Source organism: Thalassospira sp. MIT121401 (assembly GCF_047125595.1).
GTDB classification, from domain to species: domain Bacteria; phylum Pseudomonadota; class Alphaproteobacteria; order Rhodospirillales; family Thalassospiraceae; genus Thalassospira; species Thalassospira povalilytica.
The window spans coordinates 3,179,162-3,200,712 of the sequence record NZ_CP138926.1 but is presented as its reverse complement, the minus strand read 5'-3'; the positions used below and the strand labels follow the sequence as shown (position 1 = coordinate 3,200,712).

Sequence of the window (21,551 nt, the reverse complement as noted above, 5' to 3'; positions counted from 1 at the left end):
GCTCGAAATATTGCGTGCGGGTGGCGGAAATGCCGCCCGTTGCCTTTTTGGATTAACTTCTTGTCGCTGCGGCCTTGACCCGCAGATGGGTGGGAAAAATGAACTCTCTTGGCTTTGATAAGGCCCCTGAAGACACGCGCGTGGTTGTGGCCATGTCGGGTGGTGTGGACAGCTCTGCGGTTGCGGCCCTTCTGAAATCGGAAGGCTATGACGTGGTCGGCATCACGCTTCAGCTTTATGATATGGGTGCCAATGCACCGACCCGTGCGAAATCCTGCTGTGCCGGGCGCGATATTTATGATGCGCGCAAAGTGGCCGAGGATATCGACATTCCCTATTACGTGCTCGATTACGAATCACGCTTCCGCGAAGAAGTGATTGATGATTTTGCCGACAGCTATATGCGCGGCGAAACCCCGATCCCGTGCGTGAAATGCAATCAGACCGTCAAATTCCGTGATCTGCTTGAAACGTCCTATGACCTTGGCGCGGATTGCATGGCGACGGGCCATTATGTGCAGCGTAAACTCGGTGCTGATGGGCGCGCGCAGCTTCACCGTGCGGCTGATCCGAACCGCGATCAAAGCTACTTCCTGTTCACCACCACCCAGGAACAGCTTGATTTCCTGCGCTTCCCGCTTGGCCATCTGATGAGCAAGGCCGAAACCCGTGCCCTTGCCGCCAAATTCGGTCTTGAGGTCGCCGACAAACCCGACAGCCAGGACATCTGCTTTGTTCCGGATGGTAAATATGCCCGTCTGGTCGAACGCCTCCGTCCCGAAGCCGGTGAGCCGGGCCAGATCGTTGACCTTGACGGCAATGTCATGGGCGATCACCGTGGCCTGATCCATTACACGGTCGGGCAGCGTCGCGGTCTTAATATCGGCGGTACGGCAGAACCGCTTTATGTCGTCAAGCTGGTCCCGGAAAAACGTCAGGTCGTGGTTGGCCCCAAGGCCGCCCTTGCCAAGAAAATGGTCTATGTCAAAGAGCTCAACTGGCTTGATGGCGACCAGATCGATGAAAACGGGGTCGAGGTCGAAGTCAAACTGCGCTCGGCCATGCAGCCGACCACGGCAACAGTCTTCCCCGAAGCCCGCGGCGAAGCCCGCATCGAACTCCATGATGCCCAGTTCGGCATCGCCCCGGGGCAGGCCGGTGTGTTCTATCAGGGCGAACGTGTCCTTGGTGGCGGCTGGATCACCCGCGAGGAGCTGATCGGCAATACCGCGACGGCGGCATAGGGTCGCATAGTGGCAGGGCGAGCAGCGGAATCATAATCCGCGTGTCGGGGGTTCAAGTCGTTCCAACGCTACCAATGCCCGCCTTTTCATACGGAAAGGCGGGCTAGGGCAGATAAACTTCATCTGTTGATTGAGGTGAAATCTTTTTTGACAAAAACGTCAAAAAGGCGCTTGACGGGGACGGCTCCCTGACTTAAAAACCGCCTCGTTCCGAACGATACGGAACACCACAAAATGCTTGTGGCGGAGTAGCTCAGCTGGTTAGAGCAGCGGAATCATAATCCGCGTGTCGGGGGTTCAAGTCCCTCCTCCGCTACCAACTAAATAAGGCCTGCATCCCATGATGCAGGCCTTATTTCATTTGTACGCCCAGGATCGGGCTTCCCCCCTAAAAAATAGTGGTTCGCGAGAAAGCGAGGCACGCAGCTTTCTAGAGACGTTGCGCGAACCGCGCAACGGTCCGCCGGGCGAAAGCCCAAGGATAAAAAGCAGCCCAAAGGCTGATTTTTACAATTCCCTCCTCGGGGTCCAACGACCGACCGGGATTGGGTATAATCCATCAGGTGAAGTCTCATAAAGAAGCCATGAGGCAAGCTCGTCATTCCTTCAATTCAGGTGCTGTTTCAACTTTGCCATACCCTCTTGGCGAACAGCCCATAACGCGCTTGAATGCCGTGCTAAATGCACTTTCAGACTCATATCCCAAGGACAGCGAGATTTGCGAGATCGGTTCGCGTGATGTGCGGAGTTTTTCGCCAGCGAGCAACATACGCCAGCGCGTCAGATAGGCCATCGGGCTTTCGCCGACCTTGTCCCTGAATTTGGCTGCAAAGGCGGATCGGGACATGGCGGCTGTCTGTGCCAGTTCTTCAACGGTCCAGCCATGGGCTGGATTTGCGTGGATTGCCGAAATGGCGATGCTGATTTTCGGATCGGCCAGTGCGAAGAACCAGCCAACTCCCTTGGCATCATCATTCATATAAAGACGTAAGGCTTCGATCAGCATCATATGGGCGAGATGCTGCAAGATCAGTTTGCTACCCGGATCATTACGGCGCATTTCCGCCATGGTGCATTCGATGCAGTAGCGAAGCTGACTGCTTTGCCCCCGGGTGCTCTCGTGCCTGTCGCGGATCACGACAATCGGAGGCAACATATTGAGCAATAGGTCGGCTTGCGGGCCTGCAAGGCCGAAGCGGCTGCTGGCCACGACACAATCGCCACCACCATTAATCGTCCGGATATGGCCGTATCGTTCGGGCTTGAAGGTACCTTGTGCGTGGATTGGTGGCTGATCAAGGCTGCTCCCCATCAAAAAGGCCCGCCCATGGGGCAGAAGCACGCAATCCCCGGTCTGTAAAAGGACGGGCTCGGCAATCCCGTCAACCGAAATCCAGCATTCGCCTTTTACGACAGCACCGGTTTTGATGTTTTTACCCTGATCGGGAAACTGGATGGCCCATGGTGCACCGGCATCAAATCCGGCTGACAGGTAATTGTCGGGTTTGATCAGTGACAGAATATCGGAAAGTGGATCCATATTCTTTTCCGAATTTGGACGATTAAAAAGATTTTATGGATCATAGCGCATAGATCGTCCTATTGACAGCCGATATGGTTTCTCCATCGGGAAAATGGATTTCCCGCAAAATTTTCAACCAGTCAAAGTTTGATGGAGTAGCCATGCGTGTTTTTGTAACCGGGGCGACGGGTTTTGTTGGATCAGCAGTGCTGAAGGAGCTTTTGAGCGCGGGACACGAGGTTCTCGGTCTGGTGCGTTCCGATGAAGCAGCCGAACGACTTGCCAAAACCGGCGTCAGTATCTTCCGCGGTGATGTTGAGGATCTCCAAAGCCTTAAGAGCGGTGCAGCATCCTGTGATGGGGTGATTCACACCGCATTCAATCATGATTTTTCAAAATTTGCCGAAAATTGTGAAAATGATCGCCGTGCTATCGAGGCCATGGGATCGGTTTTTGCAGGTTCAAATCGTCCGATCGTCGTCACATCGGGGATCGGGCTTTTGCGTGCAGATCGCCCGGTGGTTGAAACCGACAAAGTCGGCGAACATTCCCCGCGCAAGGCATCCGAAGACGCCGTTGCCGCCATTGTTGCCAAGGGCGTGAATGCATCTGTTGTGCGGCTGCCACCTTCGGTTCATGGCAAAGGTGACCACGGTTTTGTACCAATCTTGATCAACATGGCCCGGCAACATGGTTATGCTGCCTGTATTAATGACGGCTCCAATTGCTGGGCGGCTGTCCATCGGTTTGATGCTGCCTGTGCGTTTCGTTTGGCGTTGGAACGGGCGGAACCAAATGCGGTCTATCATGCAGTGGACGAGGGCGCGCTTGCCTTTGGTGATATAGCAGCCACAATTGCCAGCGGACTTGGTATAGCGAAGAAGGCACTCACGACCGAGGAAGCGCATGGCTATTTCAATTGGTTTAGCCACTTTGCTGCAATTGATTGCCCGGCATCAAGTGACATAACCCGTGAAAAGTTAGGCTGGGTTCCGTCACAGATCGGGTTGTTTGATGATATGAAAACAGGTGGATATTTTGACCCTGTGCCATAAGTAAAAGGACCGGTAAAACCGGTCCTTACTTTTTAAGGTTGTTTTCGGGTTCCTGCGGGCAAGAGCTTTCTAACTCGCCCATCAATCACCGCCAACCCAACCCCGATCACGCCCATCCCGATGATGTGCTGGGCCAGAAGCGTTTCACCAAGGAAACCGACACCGAGCAATATCGCGCTGACCGGGATCAGGAAGGTGACGAGCAGAAGGTTGGATGCCCCGGCGCGTTTGAGGATCGCGAAATAGAGGATATAGGCAAGCGATGTCGAAAGGGCGGCGATGCCAAATGTTAACCGTCACTTGTTCTTAGAGTAATCCGGGATATACCGGGATAAGGCGGGACTTAGTGGGATGGCATTGATAATAAACATCTTATGCGGTGTTGCATTGGCCCGCACCCAAAAGGTGTTTGAATCTGGAGTAAAACGGAAAGTCACAGTTTTCGCCAGTTGAAGTTGGAGAAAGTCAGTGCGCACTGAACGGTCTCTAAATCGGCTCTTAATCTAATGTTTGCGCGGGATCAAGGTAGTCGCGGCCATTGTCGGTGGTTCCGGGTTGGGCGAGAGAAGTCGGAACGAACTTTCCCACTTCAGCGATAGTTTCCGAGTTGATCAAAATTTCAATAATTATTGTTATAGTTCAGATGCTTAAACACTGTTGACGAGTGGGTATTTCGGTCGATAACTTTCGCCCAACCCGGAACGAATTTGGGTAAATTACCTGACCATTCATTCGGATTGACAGAAGTTTCGGTTTTACGGTTTAGAACCGCAACCGTAAAGTCTGCTTACTGGTTCTCTCTATGTTTACGGTTCTTTGTATGTAGCTGATATGACTTGTTAAAATTCAGGAAGTTTCATTTTCTGGTGCATGCTGAAGAGTAAATAAAAACTTCTCGTCAGCACAGATTAATGGACACTCTCACCCTTTTTTCCGGCATTGGCCAGAATGCTCTTAGCAAAGTGTGAACGAGGTATCTGAGAGAAGGTTGCCCCCCACATTATCGCCCTTGCTTCGTGGATGATTTCTTCGGCCTCATTCAAGGTCACTGATCCATCCAATGAGTTGGCAATCTGGATGGCCTGCTCTGTTTCTTCGGTTGTCATACCAAGAATTAATGCCTGTTTCGAGGCACCGGAGAATTGTCGCAGCCACAAGTACCGCCGCACATCGTCAAGTACCACATCGGCGATCATCAGAGGAACATCATCTAGTTGTTCCGCTAGATCGACTGCGGCGTCTGCGTAGTTGTGTTCTGCGAAGTCCATTACGATCCTATTGATTTGCCAAGATATGAAAAGGGAAGCCGCCACCACGTGAGAAGCACAATCTACATGGTGGCGGCATTGGGCCAGAAGCTGCCAGTGGCCCAAGGTCGATTAGGCGACTACGGATTTGTAGACCCCGCGATAATCAAGCGCCGTGCCGCCATAGATATGGCGGATTTTGTAAGTCACTTTGTCGTGCGTGAACATTGATCCACTGGTCGGACTGTCTTGAACGAAAATTTCCGGCTCTTCTGTTCCACCCAAGAAACCGAGTTCAATAACGGGAACGTCATTGGTGTCAGTTGACAGGCACCAATCATTCACATCTGTCCAGTACCAAACCGGGATAACGTCAAGGCTGAGAGATTGGATGAAAGTTTTGTCCTGTTCCGTATTTCTACGAAACAGATTGACAGCTTCTTCTTCCAGTTCGTCCGGCACCCAGAGAAAACGCGGCCCGATCCCGATCTTTTCGCCGGAATCCTTCTCTGGCTGACTTTTGATAGCAAGCCTTCCAGCAGCAACCGATGCCGCGTCAAGTGCTGACGTACCCAGATTGTTGTGAGTGGCATGGAACAAGGTAACCCCGTCATAAACGACAGGATTGTTTTTCAGGAAATCCAGAACAAACTTTGACAAAGTTCGCTTGGCTGATCGTACCAATTTTGTCGGGATGCGTTGGACCGCGCCGACATCATCGTTGGTGATCATTTCGAGAGTGAGGTCTTCAGTGCCGCCACGCTTTTCTACCGAGTAGGTGGCTTTTTCGTCGGTTGGAGAGGACAGCGAGGTGTATGGATTTGACTCTAGAACTTTCGGCAAGTCGCCATAGCCACCAAACCGCGTGCGCTCCTGGGCACGGAAGTCATTCACTGGAACAATGCTGACAAGATTTTGCCAAACGTCATAAACGCTGGGATTGTTGTATTCGGCGACAAGACGACGAGAAATACTGTCACCCAGAACATCACCAAAACTCTGACTACCAAGAGATTCCCGAAGCCGTGCCTGATCGCAGTTGCGCAAAATTCCGGAAAAAGTTCGGTCGCCAGTGATATCCAGATAGCACTCGCGGATTGAAATAACTGAACGGTCCGAAGGATCAAAAAACGCATCGAGCATCTTGCTGACCTTTTCATCCCGGCTTTCGAGGATCTGGACGCGGCTATTTGAGTGGTAAGCGTCATCACCCAAGCCTTTAACTTTCCCGCTATCGGATACCGATGCCAAATAGTCGGCCTCTGTATTTATGGCTTCCCGCAAGTCATCGGAGGTCACCTGAGAGGGGGACGAATTTTGGTTGATCAATTTCTGTTTGGCGACCAAAGGCAAGCGAGTGGCATTGACGGTGGCTTTGACGTCTTCATCATTCAGGTATTGCGGGTCCATTTCTTGAGCTCCATTGCTTTCAATCAGGTTGAGGACTTGACCACCGGCACCGGGTTCAACGATCAAATCCACGGAACTAACAGCCGAAAAATCGGTAATGATGCGTGCACGCTGCCGCCCAATTTTGCCGACTGTAGATTTTCCTTTTGCATCTATGGAGAGACCCATTAGGTCGGTCATTTTTCGGTCCCACGCTGACTTCAGCTTTTGGGATTCAGGAGCGGTCGGATCGATCATTTCCAAAGTGCCTTCAATCTGACCGGTGTCAGGAGATTGTCCGTCAGAGAAAGACACATCAACAATTCTACCGATCAAATTGCGAACATCTTTACCTTGGCTCTTCAGATGTTCGTTGTCAGATTTAACAAAAACCCGGACACCCTCAAAAAGAGGTACCGCTTTTTTCAAAGTTTCGTCGGGATAAAAATTCATGTTACCCGACAACCCTGCCCGGATAACCCGCACTTTGAAGCGCCCTTTGTATGCATCTTCTTGCGGTGTCTGCATCGCCATCAGGGTATCGGTCATTTTACAGTATCCTTTTGGAGGATGGCGTGGCCATTTGGTTCGGCAGCGGCTCTAAGTTTTGCCAGAAATTGTACGGGATTTTCCCGGTACGCGATCTGATTGGAAGCCGAAAGGCAGGATATCGCCCGTTTGGTGAGAGGCGTATCTTTCAATATCGAGTTGATGAGGCTCCGCACGCTGCTGCACTTTTCTTGTGGCAAATTGAGCTTAGTCGCGACACGAGCGGCAGTCTGTTCATTGCAATTTGCAATTAAACTTTCGGGGCTGTCAGCATTCCATCCCAGTATTCTTAATAGTTCAGGTGAAATTTGAGGGTGGCGGGTGTCAGGTGTTTCGGGGCGTCCAACCCCGATGTCACGCAATTCAGCGAAGATTTTCCTCACGTAACGTTCAGTGACGTTAAACCGTTGAGCGATTGCCTGCTGAGACAGGTTGCCCTCCATCAGTACTCCGATGATGCGATGTTTCTTACTGGAGACTTCTGGTGATTTCGGGATCAGAATATGACAGCCACCGAAAGCATCAATGAGCTTACGGAAATTATCATCACCAACAGTCAGGGAAATCCTGTGGTCAGCCACAAACTTCTTCGGGATATAGAAACGGTCTGACTGAGGCATCGCATTCACAAATGTGAAGGCCGCATGAAACCCGATAATATCGGCCAATGCCAAAAAAGATTGATGGTAATAGATATCCGGTAAATGGCGCATGTTATTCCGATCCATTTGAATAGACCGGAACATTTCACGGATAGACAAAATGAAAACTCCCGGAACTGTTCCGGGAGATACGCAGCCTTATCATCCATTATTTTTGAAGTATGCTTCAATATTGCAATCTGGTCGGTGCAATATCGTCCAGATGCGACCACTAGATCGTAGCGAGGTTGGGCGTCTCGCCGTGACCAGATTGCACTCTTCGATCCTGATGCTTGACGTTAAGGGATCATAATCCTTCTGGCAATGCCTATTCCATTGCTTAAGAGGCGATAAGAGCCGCTAAGAGATGTGTGTCCGATGTTTTCGCACCCATCCCTATCAAATCATGTTACGCGCACTGACGGGGCGATTTTCGGGCTTGTGCGCTTTGGAAAAAACACTGGAGAGCAACCATGTCTCGCGAATTGAATCTCAAGATGATCATTCAGGCCGTTGATCGGGTAACCAAACCGGCCCGCCAGATCGGCGCTGCACTAGGCGATATTGCTCGCCGAGCGCGTCTGGATCGTCTTCAGGCAAATCTTGCTGCCGCGCGGGAACGGTTACAGGCGCTTGGTCAAGCTGCCCGTAATGTGGGGCAGCGGTTCCGCGATTTTGGTGGCGAAGCACTTATGAAGGTGACAGCGCCTCTTGCGGCAATTGGTGGCTTTGCCTTGCGAGCATTCGGGCAAATGGAGCAACTTCAAACATCGTTCCGAACTATGTTGGGCAGTGGAGACGCTGCCAAGAAAATGGTTCAGGGGTTGTCTGAGTTCGCTGCACGCACACCCTTCCAGATGGAAGGGATCGGACAGGCCGCGAGACAACTTCTCGCGTTCGGCGTTGAAGGTGGCAAGGTAATCAAAAAGCTCACCATGCTGGGCGATATCTCGGCTGGTGCGAATATCCCACTGACTGAAATGGCCGCAATCTATGGCAAGGTCAAGGCCAAAGGAAAGGCTATGACCGAGGAGCTTTTGCAGCTTTCTGACCGGGGCGTTCCAGTCATTGACGTACTGGCAAAAGGGCTGGGAAAATCGAAAGACGAGATATTCGAACTTGCGTCTCAGGGGCGGATCAGCTTCGACATTCTCACCCGAGCAATGGAAACCATGACAGCGCAGGGCGGCGTATTCCACAAACAGATGGAAGAACAGTCCAAAACCCTATTCGGCAAACTCTCAACATTGATGGATAATATCGGCCTGTTCTTTACCGAGATCGGCGAAGTAATGACCGAAATGCTTGGCATCAAAGGCGGGCTGGATGGCTTGATCGTTACGATTCAGCGCGTGACTGCTGGTTTCCGGGATTTCGCAAAGGCAAATCCCTTGCTGACACAGGTTGCATTTGTTGCGGGTGTTCTGGCGGCTGCAATTGGGCCATTGGTTTTCGGTCTGGGGCTTGCGGCTTCTGCCGCTGGGGTGTTTGCCACAGGGTTCAGTCTACTCTTGACCCCGATTGCTGCGGTGGTCGCGGCATTGGCTGGGTTGGCCCTCGTTGTTTACAACTGGGAAGCCGTTTCGACGTTCTTTATTGAGGCGATGCAACGCGCATCGATTGCCATCAAGCGGGCATGGGCACCTATCGGAAAGTACTTCTCTGAGTTGTGGGAAGGTGTCAAAGAGACATTCAATTCATTCGTCAAAAGCGTCTTTTCGACCTTCTCCGGTTTCAGCCTTTCGGCCATTGGCGGGCAATGGATTGATGGTCTCTTGCAAGGTATGCAGGCAAAAATGTCCGAACTGATTGCCTGGCTAAGTTCTGCCGTGACCGAATTGATGGACTGGATGCCTGATTGGGTCAAAGAACGGATTGGTGTCGATGCCGGCGGCTTTGGTCAGATGCCCGGTGCTATGGGCAATGCCGCGTCGGCGATAGCACCCGCGATCGGGCGGCAAAATGGGCAGCCTCAGGGCCGCTTTGGTGGTGAGGTTAAGGTTTCCTTCGAGAACGCCCCGTCAAACATGCGGGTCAAGGAAGTCAAATCCGACAACCCCGATTTTGTGCCATCCGTCTATGCAGGCTACGCAATGGGTGGATCGTAAAGAAATCTGCTAAACGAAATGATTGCGTTTAGCAACGGACACCGTGTCCATTGTTAAATCAAACATTCAAGGTAGCTCATAGCAAGTTTGCAAACGACATCGTGTCGTTTGCATCGACCACGCTGCGAGAACGACACGATGTCGTTCTCAATAGGCACCTCAGAAAATATGGAGAACGACATTGTGTCGTTTTCCATTATGGAGAACGCAATCATTGCGTTCTCAAACAGGTTGACGAAACCGGCCCATGCGAATATCTTTTCATCGGGCCTAGAAACCCATCCACTGGCGGCAAACACCGCCGAACGGCTTCCTAGATTGAGGTCGTTGAAGGTGTTTTTTTGTGCCTGAATTCCGACAGGCCTACATTTGCGGATTTCAGGCCGGGGGACCATGGCGAATGTCCAAGGCGTAAGCCCAAAGGTCATGGTGCCGTACCAGTGACGGTTTCTAGCCCCCGGCTGTCTGCGGTGGTCGCAGACAGTGGATGCCCTAGAAAGCACACTGGAGAAACCCTATGGAAAACCCTTATCCGTTCAATAGCCACAGCCCTATGGAAGGGCTTCAGGACTCAATGGATGTTTTGGACCTGATAGATTGCCTGATCTCTGGCAGTCAGGATTTGAGCATGTTGGACCGCAATCCTCTGAATAATTCAATTTCCGGGCTCGTGACGCTGGTCGGCGCAATCCGTAAAAACATAGCGATTGCAACAGATGAACTTGACGAACAATTCCATCGTACCGGGACGGAAAATCTGGATCATCAGTTGCGGGAAGCTGAGCAACGGGGACTGCGAGCCGGGATGATGATGCATAAAATGGCCTCGACAGAACACAGCAGTCAGCAGGAAAATGCGACAACATCAAGTGCTGATGAGAGCTATCCAAAGCTCTCTGTACGTGACCATGCAATCATTGCGACCTATCGCCAAGGTCATCCAGTCGAGGAAATCGCCAAAGCGGTTAATCTTAAAAAACAGACCGTCCAGCGGATAATCGAACAACTCCGCGACAGCGGTGCAATCTCCGACATTGATCCGGATAGTAGCGGCACGGATATGGCCGCTACTGCCTGACCTGTACCGGTGCCGGGTTTATCCGGCACTTCGGTTTTATGGAGGTTGCATGACGGACAAAACCGATAGTTTCGACCTGACAGTGCAGGTGCCCATAGAAGAATGGGCCTATTGCCAGCGTCGGACAACATATCTTGAGGCCGTGCTGGTTCAGGTTTTGCACGATAAAAACCGTATTCAGGAATGGTATGATGCACAGGAATTGCTTGATTTGCGGTTGCCGGGGATGCCTGCCTCAAAGGCCGCAATTACCCGGCTTGCAAACGCCCGTGGCTGGCGCAGACTTGATGCGAAGGGACTAGGCGGCAAGCGATTCAAATATCATTACTCGGATCTTCCGGCTCGTGCTTTCGATGCGCTGATATCGCGGATATTGGCTGTGCCGAGGTCCTATGACGATGTGGACGTTGAGGTGGAGATCTTGCCCGAAATAGAACCGGCACCTGAGTATTTTGAGCCGGAAGAGGATAATACCGCACCGCCGTGGGTTTTACCTTTCATGCGTATCCTGAAAGGAGGCGCTAAAGGCAATATAGGAAAGGCATGGCTAAGTTTGCCAAAGCATTTGCCAGAGGGCGTCCCTGTGCCTTCAAAGCGAGAGGTGGCAGAAACGATAGTCAGATTGGGTTTGATCAAGGATGGATAGCTGGTCGAGAGACATAACTGGCGGCATGGCAATTTATCTCTAAAAATACCAATAAGTTCATCGCGTGAGCCGTTGCTGTTACCAACCTCTACTCCTACACGCGGAACGGCCACAGTGGTACAGTGCTGTGGCCGTTTCTTTGAGCCTTCTGAGAGTGATATAAAAGGCCTCTGAGAATGCTCTCAGATCGGAAGAAAACGTTTTTCCGCTTCCTCCAGATACAAGTGACGAACACTCCAGAAACATGTGGCGGGCTACACTTTGCCAATTCCGGGATCGGTCGGGAAGTCCGGGGGGTGACCGGGGGACGTTGGGATGATGCGTGTTTCCATTTGCGAAACAGTGTCGCGATCAGATCCCGAGGTCAGAAGGTCAGGAAAAAAGGGTAACAGCCTGTCGCCAAGGCCCGCGTTTCAGTGGGGGGAGGGCCGAGGGCGATGGCAACAGGCTGTCGGGGGGAGAATTAGCGACGGCGACCAAACAGCATCAGCAAGACACCGCCGACGATGCCGGCAATCCCGGCGATCAGATACCAGATGGTTTCGTCGGTATAGCGACCAACCAGTGTTTCGGAAATCTGATCCACAGCACTTTCCGATGCGTTATAGCCGGTCACCAGAAGGCCAACGCCAATCACAAGGATAACAACGCCAAGAATGCGGCCAATCGACATGATGTTTGCTCCTGTTTTTTTCGGTTCCGTTTGCCAGAACTTTTGAACAGGGTTGATAACGCGCAATCGGGAAGCTTGTTCCCGACGCGTCAAAAACACGATGTCAGGACAGGGATTTGATCACGGTATCGGCGTCGGTCAGCTGGCAATATTCCGAGGCCATAACGGCGGCATAAAGGTCAAACACATCCTGTGCCGGGAAGGTCTTGCCGTTGGCATCGGTCACATCGATTGCCGTGGTCGCATCGAGGGGTAACCAGTTATCAAAGCCCAGACAATGGGCCATGCGGATGGTGACATCCATCGAGTTATGAATGACCACACCGGTAAAGATCAGGCGTTTGATCCCTTGATCGTGCAGGTGTTTTTCAAGCGTGGTGCCGACGAATGCGCAGTTTTGCTGCTTGGCGAAGACGGTTTCACCGGCAATGGGCGCAACTTCGTCCTTGAACGGCTGTCCGGGGCCGTTGACATAGAAGCTTGAAGCCGGATTGGCTTCTTCGTGGCGGATATGGATCACGGGCAGGTCGGCGGCGCGAAAGGCCGCGAGCAGTTTGGCAATCACATCGGCATAACCGGGATTGTTTTTGGCATTCCAGCGCGGATGATCCATTGCCTTTTGCACATCAAGAATGATCAGGGCGGTGTCTTGGCCAAGCGATGGAAGGGGCATGGTGGTGTTTCCTTGTCTGACGGACTGCGTGCAAAACAAAAACGGCCGGGAAAATCCCGGCCGTTTTGCTGATCAGATCAGAAAGTCGCTCGGGCCGTAACCCTTAGGAGCAACCGGTGGTCGCGCCGCAAGAGTCGCATTTCAGGCAGGTGCCGTTACGCACCAGGGTGAAGTTGCCGCAATCGGGGCAACCGTCGCCTTCGTAGCCCTTCATGCGGGCTTCGCGAATTTTGTCCATTTTGTCATCGGTTTTGGCGATGACTTCTTCGCTTGCCGTCAGGATCGCAGAGGTCTGCGGTGCGGACGGGGTTGCGGTGGTTGCGGCACTTGCGGTGGTTTCATGGCTGTGGTTATGGCCATGACCGTCCGTGCCGGTGGACTTTACTTCGACAACGCGTTCTTCGGTCTGGGCGCCGCCATCGACAACGTAGAGGTTGCGACGCACGAAGCCGCTTGATGCGACCTTGCGGATGGTTTCGATCGCCTGATCGCCGGCTTTCTGGGCGGTTTCGCCAAGATCACCTTCGGCGACACCTTCGCCAACGGCATCGGGAAGGATGTCAGACGGCTGAACGTGGGCGAGGTCGTTACGGCCAAGGTAAGAGATGGCCAGTTCGCGGAACATGTAATCAAGGATGGAGGTTGCCATCTTGATCGCATCGTTGCCCGAGACCATACCCGACGGTTCAAAGCGGGTGAAGGTGAAGGCTTCGACATATTCTTCGAGCGGCACGCCATACTGAAGGCCGATGGAAACCGCGATTGCGAAGTTGTTCATCAGCGAGCGGAAAGCAGCGCCTTCCTTGTGCATGTCGATGAAGATTTCGCCAAGCTTGCCGTCTTCATATTCACCGGTGCGCAGGTAAACCTTGTGACCGCCAACGGTGGCCTTCTGGGTGTAACCTTTGCGGCGACCCGGAAGCGAGCGACGCTCGCCGCGGATGACGCGTTCGATGATTTTTTCAACGATCTGTTCAGACACGGCCGTTGCCTTGGCAGCGGTCGGCTGATCGGCGTAATCGTCTTCTTCAACCAGGGCAGCGTTCAGCGGCTGGCTGAGTTTCGAGCCATCACGATACAGAGCGTTGGCTTTCAGACCCAGGCGCCAGGATAGCATATAGGCGTCCTTGCAATCCTGAATGTTGGCGCTGCTCGGCATGTTGATGGTTTTGGAAATCGCACCCGAGATGAACGGCTGGGCTGCTGCCATCATGCGGATGTGGCTTTCAGCCGACAGGTAACGCTTGCCGATACGGCCGCACGGGTTTGCACAATCAAAGACCGGAAGGTCTTCGTCACGCAGATGCGGGGCACCTTCAAGAGTCATCGAACCGCAAACATAGGTGTTGGCTGCTTCGATCTGTTTCTTGTCGAAACCAAGAGCGGCAAGCATGTCAAAGTCCATCGAGTTGATGGCTTTGGCATCAAGGCCCAGGGTGTTGACGCAGAAATCATCGCCAAAGGTGTATTTGTTAAAGACGAACTTGATGTCGAATGCGTTTTTAAGCGCACCTTCGACCTTGGCAATGGCGTCGTCATCGAAGCCCTTGGCACGCAGATCGTCATGGGAGACGGCCGGCGAACCAACCAGCGTACCGTGACCAACCGCGTATTTTTCAATGTCGCGGATCTGGTTTTCGGTATAGCCAAGGGTCGCAAGTGCAACCGGAACGGTGCGGTTGATGATCTTGAAGTAACCGCCGCCAGCAAGCTTTTTGAACTTCACAAGGGCGAAGTCCGGCTCGATCCCGGTGGTGTCGCAATCCATGACCAGACCGATGGTGCCGGTCGGCGCAATAACGGTGGTCTGGGCGTTGCGGTAACCGTGCTTTTCACCCAGTTCCAGTGCCTTGTCCCAAGCAGCACGCGCTGCAACCGGAAGATCGGCATAGGGGCTGTCAGCTGCAACCAGCGGAACCGGATTGATTGACAGGCCTTCGTAGCCTTCCTGTTCGCCATAAGCCGCACGGCGATGGTTGCGCATGACGCGCAGCATTTCATCGGCATTGTCGGCATAGCCCGGGAACGGACCCTGTTCGCCAGCCATTTCGGCCGAGGTCGCATAGGAAATACCACACATGATCGCGGTCAGGGACGCGCCAATCGCACGGCCTTCGTCGCTGTCATAAGGGATGCCCATGCTCATCAGCAGGCCGCCAATGTTGGCATAGCCAAGGCCAAGGGTACGGTAACGATAGGACAGTTCGGCAATACGGTCGGACGGGAACTGTGCCATCAGAACCGAGATTTCCAGAACCACAGTCCACAGACGAACGGCATGTTCGTAGGCCTCGATATCAACGCCGCCATCATCGGAACGGAAGTTCATCAGGTTGAGCGATGCGAGGTTACATGCGGTGTCATCAAGGAACATGTATTCCGAGCACGGGTTGGACGCATTGATGCGACCCGAATTCGGGCAGGTGTGCCATTCGTTAATGGTGGTGTCGTACTGGATGCCCGGATCGGCACAGGCCCAGGCTGCTTCGCCAACCTTGTCCCACAATTCGCGGGCAGAGATGGTTTTTGCGACCTTGCCGTCGATACGACGGATCAGGTTCCAGTCACCGTTATCAAGAACAGCCTGAAGGAAGTCGTTCGACACACGAACCGAGTTGTTCGAGTTCTGACCCGAAACGGTCAGATATGCTTCGGAATCCCAGTCAGTGTCATAGGTCTTGAAGCTGATTTCGGTGAAGCCCTGACGGGCGAATTCGATGATCTTGTTGATATAGGAATCCGGGATCATCACAGCGCGGGCTGCCAGCACAGCTTCTTTGAGCTGCGGGTTGGCGCGCGGAATGAAACGGTCTTCCGAATCAGCGGCACCGTCCCAGTTGGTGCAGGCCGCAAGAACTGCGGTCAGGTGCTTTTCAGCAAGTTTGGAGCCGGCAACAAGGGCGGCAACTTTCTGTTCCTCGACGACTTTCCAGTCGATATATTCTTCGATGTCCGGATGGTCGATATCAACCACGACCATTTTGGCCGCACGGCGGGTGGTGCCACCCGACTTGATCGCGCCAGCAGCACGGTCACCGATTTTCAGGAAGCTCATCAGGCCCGAAGAACGACCGCCACCCGACAGGGTTTCGCCCGCACCGCGAACGTTCGAGAAGTTCGAACCGGTACCCGAACCGAATTTGAACAGACGGGCTTCACGGGTCCACAGATCCATGATGCCGCCTTCATTGACCAGGTCATCGGCAACCGACTGGATGAAGCAGGCATGGGGCTGCGGATGTTCATAGGCACTGGCCGATTTGGTCAGTTCGCCGGTTTTGAAATCAACATAGGAGTGACCCTGTGCCGGGCCGTCAATGCCATAGGCCCAATGCAGACCGGTGTTGAACCACTGCGGAGAGTTCGGCGCACCCATCTGGTGGGAGAGCTGATAACGCATTTCATCAAAGAAGGCCTGCGCGTCAGATTCGGCGTCAAAATAGCCGCCTTTCCAGCCCCAATAGGTCCAGGTGCCGGCAAGGCGATCAAAGACCTGGGTCGCGCTGGTTTCGCTGGTGTAGCGTTTTTCAGCCGGCATTTTGTCAAGCTTGGCGGTGTCGGCAGTCTTGCGCCACAGCCAGGACGGGACGTCCTTTTCCTTGACCGGTTTGAGGGCAACCGGAACACCGGCCTTGCGGAAATATTTCTGAGCCAGAACGTCACTCGCCACCTGTGACCAGGAAGCGGGCATGTCGATGTCATTCATCGCAAAAACAACGGAACCATCCGGGTTTTTGATGACAGAAGATGACTTACGAAACTCGATGTCGGCGTAAGGGCTGACACCGTCCTGAGTGAACTTTCTGGTAATCCGCATGGTCTGCTCCGGTTTTGATCAGACGTGAGGGGGCGCTATCTGGTAATGCGCCAACATCGCCTGACTTTATATAGTTTGCTCATCGCTCTTGCGCTGCCCCAATACCCGATATTTTCCGGTGTTTTTGGCGCCTCGCATCTATCTGAATTCGGTGGTGTGGTCCCCCCTTGGAACCATCCGGTCCGTGGGGAAGACTATAATGGCAAAATTTCGCCACAGTCCACTAATCTTTGTGGTTGACAGCAATTTTTACCACAACATGTAGTGGGTCGGTTGCTGTCTTGCTGATTCGATGCTGGTGGGATTCGTGTTAACAATCTCTGAATCAGGGCTAAGGGCCTGTAAAACTGCGGTTTCTGTTGCCGCGAGATTGTGTGCCTGTCCTAAGACTCGGACTAGATGTTGTGTGGGAAGGATCGGTTTTCCCGAACACGAACCCAAGCTAACGCTGTTTGCGTTTCATTTCCAGTGCGAAGCTGAAAATGTGCCGTAACAATGATGTTCTTAGCACATGCGGCAATGATAACAGTTTGATATTTATATTAAAGTATTGATTTTATCGCAGGCGCAAATCCGCGGATATCAGCCAACAGCCCATACCATATATATGTGCGTGATTGTGGATAACCGGGTGGACAGACGCCCCAGATATATGCGGATCAATGAGTCGTCGCACTACAAGCAGTTGTGGGTTGTTTTGAACCGGTAAATATTTGTCAGACCGGGGTGGTTGTGTTGGATGCAACGCTGATTTCCCGTCGTGAAAATTGGCTAAGTTTGGGAGAGAGGGTGATTCGAGAGCCTGAACCCAAATCGGCACAGTATGGTGGCTTGGTTGTTCTCGATTTTGTGCGTGTTGACGTTTACGTAAAAGTAAAGCAATATCGATGTATGTCTTTACAGGATGGGGCCTATTGTGGAAGCCAGAATTACGTCAGAAATTAGCGATAACATCTGCACGATCAGCATTAATCGTCCCGATAAACGCAACGCCCTTGATGGTGAAATGTTTGATGCATTGGCAAATGCGATGAACCGTGCAGATGCAGATACAAATGTGCATTGTGTCTTGTTGCAAGGAGCAGGCCCACATTACAGCGCGGGTCACGACATCGCTGAATTTGCCAGATTGTGGCCGCAATCCGAAGACGGTTCGGTGCGTCGCTGTATTTCTGCCTTTGCCAAACAATCCAAGCCAATGGTTGCCGCCGTTACTGGTGCGGCTGTGGGATTTGGTGCCACCATGCTTTTGCACGCCGACTGGGTTGTGGCGGGTGAAAGTGCAGTTTTCAAATTTCCTTTCGCCGATTTGGGCATCGTCCCGGAAGCCGGGGCTACAGCACTATTAGCACGCAGAGTAGGGGACATCGTTGCTAGAGACTGGCTATTAAGTGCCCGTCGAGTATCCGCAGACGAGGCTTTGCTCCATAGATTTGTCTCATGCGTAAAACCGGATGCCGATGTGCATTCCGTGGCCCGGGACTATGCCGTTTGCCTCGCCGGAAAACCTGCCGAGGCATTACAAACCAGTCGACGTCTGTTAAGCGAAGGTTACGCCTTGTCGGCCAGCGAAGCTATTGAGAGGGAGGTTGTCTATCTCAATAGCTTGATCCCCGCTGTTGCGAAAGCATCCAGTGGAAAATCGTAAAGTTCTCTGGGCCAAACGTCACAATTTTCTCGCAACAATATTACTATCATCGACGGTTTGTTTCGGTTTGTTTGTGAGGACCGCAGCGTAGGCCGTGGAGCGCGTAAAAAGTAATTCGGATACGAGTTGGAATTGGCTGTGTGTTGAAACATTGACTTTCAAACCGCATCACGACATATAAGTCACTTGTTCGACAGGGTTCACACCGCATGACCCCTGTTCCGCCGGTTTCAGTCTGGCGGACAAACCAAATCTGGAGAGAGACCCAACATGGCCACCGTCGGCACCCGTATTTATACTGCGCTGTTTGGCAAGCGCGTTGGCGAAGACCGTTTCGGCAATGTCTATTACACCGAAAAGACTCCGGCCAAGGGCCGCCGCACCAAGCGCTGGGTGATCTACAAGGGCGTTGACGAAGGATCGAAAGTTCCGGCCGAATGGCATGCATGGCTGCATTATACCCTTGATGCGCCGCTGTCGGAAAAGGCCGAGGACCGCTATGACTGGCAGAAAGAGCATCTGCCGAACCTGACCGGGACCAAACACGCATATCGCCCGCAGGGTCACGAATATAGCGGTGGCAAGCGCGCGAAAGCGACCGGCGATTATCAGGCCTGGTCGCCGGAAGGCTGATCAGCCGGAAATTTGAAAATTCAGGCGGGCGCGGGGCAACTCGCGCCCGTTTTTGTTTCGGGGCCCGCTTTTTGTTTAAGTGGTTCTGTTTTGGGCGGTTGTGTTTTGGCGCTGTGCAATACAATATGCCAATCAAAGAGATACAGATCGGATAAGGTCCATGAGCAACAGACTGATTGAAACCCTTGCAGGTGCTGCGGTGATCGCAGTCGCGATCGGGTTTGCAGCATATTCATACAGCCGTGCGGGGATCGACACGGTAGAAGGGTATGAAATCAAAGCCAGCTTTAACCGTATTGATGGTCTGGTCGTGGGCAACGACGTGCGGATTTCCGGCGTGAAGGTTGGCAGCGTTACCGGACAGGAACTTGATCCCGATACCTATATGGCGGTTGTCAAAATGTCGGTGCGCGCGGACCTGTCGCTGCCGATGGACAGTTCGGCCAAGGTGGCATCGGATGGTCTTTTGGGCGGCAAGTTCGTATCGATCGAGCCGGGCGGGGATATCGACATGATCCAGGCCGGTGGTGAAATCGAATACACGCAAGGGTCGGTCAATCTTGAAGATCTGATTGGTCAGGTTATTTATTCCTCGACCAGTAGCAGCGAATAGGCACAAGCACACCATATTGTGACGGGCTATTGTGACCAGTTCGGGAATGGTGGCCTTGCAACTCGCAGGGTAAGATCAAACCGGTCATGATTTTGCCGGTTTTGCCGGGCAGGGTGCCGGGCAATGGCAGTAAAATGGTCTGCTGTGCAAGAAATGTCGGAGCGTTCGATGAAGAAAACCGAACAGATTGAACATTTTCCAACCTGGCAGGCGACAGACGGGTCGCCTTTGTCCTGCGTGGAAAAGATCAAGGTTTTGAACGACAATTTCGGCGAATTGCGCGAGATGATGCAGGATGCGCTTGAAGATGCGCTTCTGATGGGCTGCGACGAGGAGCAATTCCGCAAGGTGATGCGCGATCTCGTGGCCGAACTGCACAATCCCTATGATACCAGCGACACACAGGACTGAATAACAAGATGAAACGATCTTTTGCGATTGCCGCGATCTGTTCGACATGTGCAATGATCGGAACGGCCTATGCCGCGCTTGATTATCGTCCGGCCCCGGTTGCCCAGCTTCAGGGGCTTGATAAAATTACCGCCCGCATTTCGACCTTTGAAGTGCCGGTCGGGCAGGTCGCCAGTTTCGGCACCCTGTCGATCCGGGTGGATGCCTGTTACCGGACCCCGCCCGAAGAACGCCCGGAAAGCGCGACCTTCCTTGAGATCGCCGATGTGCGCGATGATGGCAATGCGACGCGCCAACAGCTGTTTTCGGGATGGATGTTTGCATCAAGCCCCGGTCTTTCGGCACTTGAACATCCGGTTTACGATGTGTGGCTGAAAGAATGTCTTGATCCGGCGGATGCGGGCGACTCCAAACCCGAAGCCGCACAGGGCAAACCGGCCCCCGAGCAGCCATAAGATTGCAGCCATAAGATCGCAGCCATAAGTTCGCAGCCTTAATATGGCAGCCGTACAAGCATGGATGTAAGGCTGTCATCAGCCTTGTGCTCTCGGGCACTCGGGCAGTGGGCTCCTGATCCTGGTTTTTTTCCGTCATCTGCTTGGTGTCTGGCGGTGAATGTTTGATCGTTCACGGAACGGACCCAGTCGTGCCATTTTGCCGGAATGCAGGGACAGGCCGTGAAGATATGTGGTTTGCGGGCAGGATTTCGGTTTTTGGCGGTTTTGCGCCGTTTCAGGGTCGCGGATGCCGGGCGAACCAATATTTGATTGTTTGGATGTTGTCCCAAATATGGCAAAAACGCCGGATATTGTTTCCTGAATAGAAAATATATGTTGCCGCAGCACCGGCTTGAGAGCCGGTGGTTTGACTGTCATCCTCATGCCACAAGTTTTGCGACGCAGCATTGCGGATCGCGATCCGAAAATGAGGGAAATAGACAATGTTCAAAGCGATGAAAAAAGCCGGTCTTGCACTGGCACTTGCAACCGGTCTTTCGGCAGCTGCTTTTTCGGCACAGGCGGCAGAAAGCTATAAGCTTGATCCGACCCATACCAGCGTGATCTTTATTGTTAACCATCTTGGTTTTTCGAATTTCCAGGGCCGTTTTGCCGGTGTTTCGGGCGAACTGACCCTTGATCGTGAAAACCCGGCAGCATCGGCTGCGATCATCACGATCGACCTTAACCAGGTTGATAGCGGTGTCGAGGCGCTCGACAATCATATGAAAACCGCCGATTTCCTGAATGTTGAAAAATTCCCGACCGCGACGTTCAAAAGCACCTCGGTCGAGCTGGTTGGCGACAATGCAGCCAAAATCACCGGTGACCTGACCCTGCTTGGCGAAACCAAGCCGCTGGTTCTTGATGTTACCCTGACCGGTGAAGGCGATCATCCGATGACCGGCGATCATGTTGTCGGCTTTGGCGCGACCGGTACCGTGACCCGTTCGGAATATGGCATGAACTTCCTGGTTCCGGGTGTTGGCGATGACGTCAAATTGCAGATTTCTTCGGAATTCCTGAAGCAGAAATAAGCCGACTTTTTTAAAAGAGAATGGCGGGTTTGGCATGATGGCCGGCCTGCCATTTTCGTCTTCTGCGTGG

Annotated in this window: 21 protein-coding genes and 1 tRNA gene; 12 read left to right on the top strand and 10 right to left on the bottom strand. The window is 52.9% G+C overall.

Annotated elements, in window-relative coordinates; translation table 11 throughout:
* The first annotated feature begins 98 nt into the window (after window positions 1-98).
* Entirely contained in the window at window positions 99-1,244 is a 1,146-nt protein-coding gene (gene mnmA, locus SIB88_RS14800) for a tRNA 2-thiouridine(34) synthase MnmA (RefSeq protein ID WP_068518521.1), read from the top strand.
* A gap of 242 nt (window positions 1,245-1,486) precedes the next feature.
* A tRNA-Met gene (locus SIB88_RS14795) sits at window positions 1,487-1,563 on the top strand.
* Between the two features lie 279 nt (window positions 1,564-1,842).
* Here the strand turns inward: SIB88_RS14795 and SIB88_RS14790 are convergent.
* A complete protein-coding gene (locus SIB88_RS14790) occupies window positions 1,843-2,784 on the bottom strand; it encodes an AraC family transcriptional regulator (RefSeq protein WP_412558377.1) in 942 nt (313 codons plus the stop codon).
* Between the two features lie 143 nt (window positions 2,785-2,927).
* Between SIB88_RS14790 and SIB88_RS14785 the strand changes: the two genes are divergently transcribed.
* Window positions 2,928-3,821: an SDR family oxidoreductase gene (locus SIB88_RS14785; protein WP_412558376.1), complete on the top strand. Its 894-nt coding sequence runs from the start codon at window positions 2,928-2,930 to the stop codon at window positions 3,819-3,821.
* Between the two features lie 32 nt (window positions 3,822-3,853).
* On the opposite strand, the gene SIB88_RS14780 is transcribed toward SIB88_RS14785, so the two are convergent.
* The 4 genes from SIB88_RS14780 to SIB88_RS14765 all read right to left on the bottom strand — a co-directional run bounded on the left by SIB88_RS14780 (window position 3,854) and on the right by SIB88_RS14765 (window position 7,767).
* Window positions 3,854-4,102, bottom strand: a complete 249-nt coding sequence (locus SIB88_RS14780) for an EamA family transporter (RefSeq protein ID WP_412559414.1) — start codon at window positions 4,100-4,102, stop codon at window positions 3,854-3,856.
* Window positions 4,103-4,729: 627 nt separating this feature from the next.
* On the bottom strand, window positions 4,730-5,089 hold the full coding sequence (locus tag SIB88_RS14775) for a hypothetical protein (protein WP_114100004.1): 360 nt from the start codon (window positions 5,087-5,089) through the stop codon (window positions 4,730-4,732).
* A 111-nt stretch (window positions 5,090-5,200) separates the two neighbouring features.
* On the bottom strand, window positions 5,201-7,006 hold the full coding sequence (locus SIB88_RS14770; protein WP_114100003.1) for a hypothetical protein: 1,806 nt from the start codon (window positions 7,004-7,006) through the stop codon (window positions 5,201-5,203).
* On the bottom strand, window positions 7,003-7,767 hold the full coding sequence (locus SIB88_RS14765) for a hypothetical protein (protein WP_147252105.1): 765 nt from the start codon (window positions 7,765-7,767) through the stop codon (window positions 7,003-7,005). Before SIB88_RS14765 ends, SIB88_RS14770 begins: the two co-directional genes overlap by 4 nt.
* A gap of 353 nt (window positions 7,768-8,120) precedes the next feature.
* Between SIB88_RS14765 and SIB88_RS14760 the strand changes: the two genes are divergently transcribed.
* Window positions 8,121-9,755 (top strand): tape measure protein, encoded by a 1,635-nt coding sequence (locus SIB88_RS14760; protein ID WP_114100001.1) that lies wholly within the window; start codon window positions 8,121-8,123, stop codon window positions 9,753-9,755.
* 53 nt (window positions 9,756-9,808) lie between these two features.
* Here the strand turns inward: SIB88_RS14760 and SIB88_RS14755 are convergent, their stop codons facing one another.
* Window positions 9,809-10,183 carry a hypothetical protein gene (locus SIB88_RS14755; protein ID WP_147252103.1) on the bottom strand — a complete coding sequence of 125 codons (375 nt, stop codon included), beginning with the start codon at window positions 10,181-10,183 and terminating at the stop codon, window positions 9,809-9,811.
* An 89-nt stretch (window positions 10,184-10,272) separates the two neighbouring features.
* On the opposite strand from SIB88_RS14755, the gene SIB88_RS14750 reads away from it, so the two are divergent.
* Both SIB88_RS14750 and SIB88_RS14745 read left to right on the top strand, forming a co-directional pair.
* Entirely contained in the window at window positions 10,273-10,833 is a 561-nt protein-coding gene (locus SIB88_RS14750; protein WP_114099999.1) for a helix-turn-helix domain-containing protein, read from the top strand.
* A gap of 49 nt (window positions 10,834-10,882) precedes the next feature.
* Window positions 10,883-11,479 carry a DNA-binding protein gene (locus SIB88_RS14745; protein ID WP_114099998.1) on the top strand — a complete coding sequence of 199 codons (597 nt, stop codon included), beginning with the start codon at window positions 10,883-10,885 and terminating at the stop codon, window positions 11,477-11,479.
* Window positions 11,480-11,942: 463 nt separating this feature from the next.
* On the opposite strand, the gene SIB88_RS14740 is transcribed toward SIB88_RS14745, so the two are convergent.
* The 3 genes from SIB88_RS14740 to SIB88_RS14730 all read right to left on the bottom strand — a co-directional run bounded on the left by SIB88_RS14740 (window position 11,943) and on the right by SIB88_RS14730 (window position 16,642).
* Complete coding sequence (locus tag SIB88_RS14740; protein WP_068518054.1) at window positions 11,943-12,152, bottom strand: DUF3185 family protein; 210 nt, start codon at window positions 12,150-12,152, stop codon at window positions 11,943-11,945.
* Window positions 12,153-12,255: 103 nt separating this feature from the next.
* On the bottom strand, window positions 12,256-12,825 hold the full coding sequence (locus SIB88_RS14735) for an isochorismatase family protein (protein WP_412558375.1): 570 nt from the start codon (window positions 12,823-12,825) through the stop codon (window positions 12,256-12,258).
* 103 nt (window positions 12,826-12,928) lie between these two features.
* Window positions 12,929-16,642, bottom strand: coding sequence for a vitamin B12-dependent ribonucleotide reductase (locus SIB88_RS14730; protein ID WP_068518052.1), 3,714 nt, complete (start codon window positions 16,640-16,642; stop codon window positions 12,929-12,931).
* 916 nt (window positions 16,643-17,558) lie between these two features.
* Here SIB88_RS14730 and SIB88_RS14725 point away from each other — a divergent pair.
* From SIB88_RS14725 to SIB88_RS14705, 5 genes are all read left to right on the top strand, one after another.
* On the top strand, window positions 17,559-18,290 hold the full coding sequence (locus tag SIB88_RS14725; RefSeq protein WP_412558374.1) for an enoyl-CoA hydratase/isomerase family protein: 732 nt from the start codon (window positions 17,559-17,561) through the stop codon (window positions 18,288-18,290).
* A gap of 270 nt (window positions 18,291-18,560) precedes the next feature.
* Window positions 18,561-18,923, top strand: a complete 363-nt coding sequence (locus SIB88_RS14720; protein ID WP_068518051.1) for an NADH:ubiquinone oxidoreductase subunit NDUFA12 — start codon at window positions 18,561-18,563, stop codon at window positions 18,921-18,923.
* Window positions 18,924-19,083: 160 nt separating this feature from the next.
* Window positions 19,084-19,536 carry an outer membrane lipid asymmetry maintenance protein MlaD gene (gene mlaD / locus SIB88_RS14715; RefSeq protein ID WP_068518050.1) on the top strand — a complete coding sequence of 151 codons (453 nt, stop codon included), beginning with the start codon at window positions 19,084-19,086 and terminating at the stop codon, window positions 19,534-19,536.
* 168 nt (window positions 19,537-19,704) lie between these two features.
* Window positions 19,705-19,947: a hypothetical protein gene (locus tag SIB88_RS14710; protein ID WP_250285006.1), complete on the top strand. Its 243-nt coding sequence runs from the start codon at window positions 19,705-19,707 to the stop codon at window positions 19,945-19,947.
* Between the two features lie 8 nt (window positions 19,948-19,955).
* The gene (locus SIB88_RS14705) at window positions 19,956-20,402 is read left to right on the top strand and encodes a DUF2155 domain-containing protein (protein ID WP_228195963.1); all 447 of its coding nucleotides are present in this window, start codon (window positions 19,956-19,958) and stop codon (window positions 20,400-20,402) included.
* 135 nt (window positions 20,403-20,537) lie between these two features.
* Here the strand turns inward: SIB88_RS14705 and SIB88_RS14700 are convergent, their stop codons facing one another.
* Window positions 20,538-20,852, bottom strand: coding sequence for a hypothetical protein (locus SIB88_RS14700; protein WP_412558373.1), 315 nt, complete (start codon window positions 20,850-20,852; stop codon window positions 20,538-20,540).
* 35 nt (window positions 20,853-20,887) lie between these two features.
* On the opposite strand from SIB88_RS14700, the gene SIB88_RS14695 reads away from it, so the two are divergent.
* Window positions 20,888-21,481: a YceI family protein gene (locus SIB88_RS14695; RefSeq protein WP_068518047.1), complete on the top strand. Its 594-nt coding sequence runs from the start codon at window positions 20,888-20,890 to the stop codon at window positions 21,479-21,481.
* Window positions 21,482-21,551 lie beyond the last annotated feature (70 nt).

Bases quoted from the DNA above. Each gene is read 5' to 3' on its own strand.
- mnmA (WP_068518521.1), top strand. From the start codon at position 99: ATGAACTCTCTTGGCTTTGATAAGGCCCCTGAAGACACGCGCGTGGTT.
- SIB88_RS14790 (WP_412558377.1), bottom strand. From the start codon at position 2,784: ATGGATCCACTTTCCGATATTCTGTCACTGATCAAACCCGACAATTAC.
- SIB88_RS14785 (WP_412558376.1), top strand. From the start codon at position 2,928: ATGCGTGTTTTTGTAACCGGGGCGACGGGTTTTGTTGGATCAGCAGTG.
- SIB88_RS14775 (WP_114100004.1), bottom strand. From the start codon at position 5,089: ATGGACTTCGCAGAACACAACTACGCAGACGCCGCAGTCGATCTAGCG.
- SIB88_RS14770 (WP_114100003.1), bottom strand. From the start codon at position 7,006: ATGACCGATACCCTGATGGCGATGCAGACACCGCAAGAAGATGCATAC.
- SIB88_RS14760 (WP_114100001.1), top strand. From the start codon at position 8,121: ATGTCTCGCGAATTGAATCTCAAGATGATCATTCAGGCCGTTGATCGG.
- SIB88_RS14755 (WP_147252103.1), bottom strand. From the start codon at position 10,183: ATGACCTTTGGGCTTACGCCTTGGACATTCGCCATGGTCCCCCGGCCT.
- SIB88_RS14750 (WP_114099999.1), top strand. From the start codon at position 10,273: ATGGAAAACCCTTATCCGTTCAATAGCCACAGCCCTATGGAAGGGCTT.
- SIB88_RS14745 (WP_114099998.1), top strand. From the start codon at position 10,883: ATGACGGACAAAACCGATAGTTTCGACCTGACAGTGCAGGTGCCCATA.
- SIB88_RS14740 (WP_068518054.1), bottom strand. From the start codon at position 12,152: ATGTCGATTGGCCGCATTCTTGGCGTTGTTATCCTTGTGATTGGCGTT.
- SIB88_RS14735 (WP_412558375.1), bottom strand. From the start codon at position 12,825: ATGCCCCTTCCATCGCTTGGCCAAGACACCGCCCTGATCATTCTTGAT.
- SIB88_RS14730 (WP_068518052.1), bottom strand. From the start codon at position 16,642: ATGCGGATTACCAGAAAGTTCACTCAGGACGGTGTCAGCCCTTACGCC.
- SIB88_RS14720 (WP_068518051.1), top strand. From the start codon at position 18,561: ATGGCCACCGTCGGCACCCGTATTTATACTGCGCTGTTTGGCAAGCGC.
- mlaD (WP_068518050.1), top strand. From the start codon at position 19,084: ATGAGCAACAGACTGATTGAAACCCTTGCAGGTGCTGCGGTGATCGCA.
- SIB88_RS14710 (WP_250285006.1), top strand. From the start codon at position 19,705: ATGAAGAAAACCGAACAGATTGAACATTTTCCAACCTGGCAGGCGACA.
- SIB88_RS14705 (WP_228195963.1), top strand. From the start codon at position 19,956: ATGAAACGATCTTTTGCGATTGCCGCGATCTGTTCGACATGTGCAATG.
- SIB88_RS14700 (WP_412558373.1), bottom strand. From the start codon at position 20,852: ATGCTGCGTCGCAAAACTTGTGGCATGAGGATGACAGTCAAACCACCG.
- SIB88_RS14695 (WP_068518047.1), top strand. From the start codon at position 20,888: ATGTTCAAAGCGATGAAAAAAGCCGGTCTTGCACTGGCACTTGCAACC.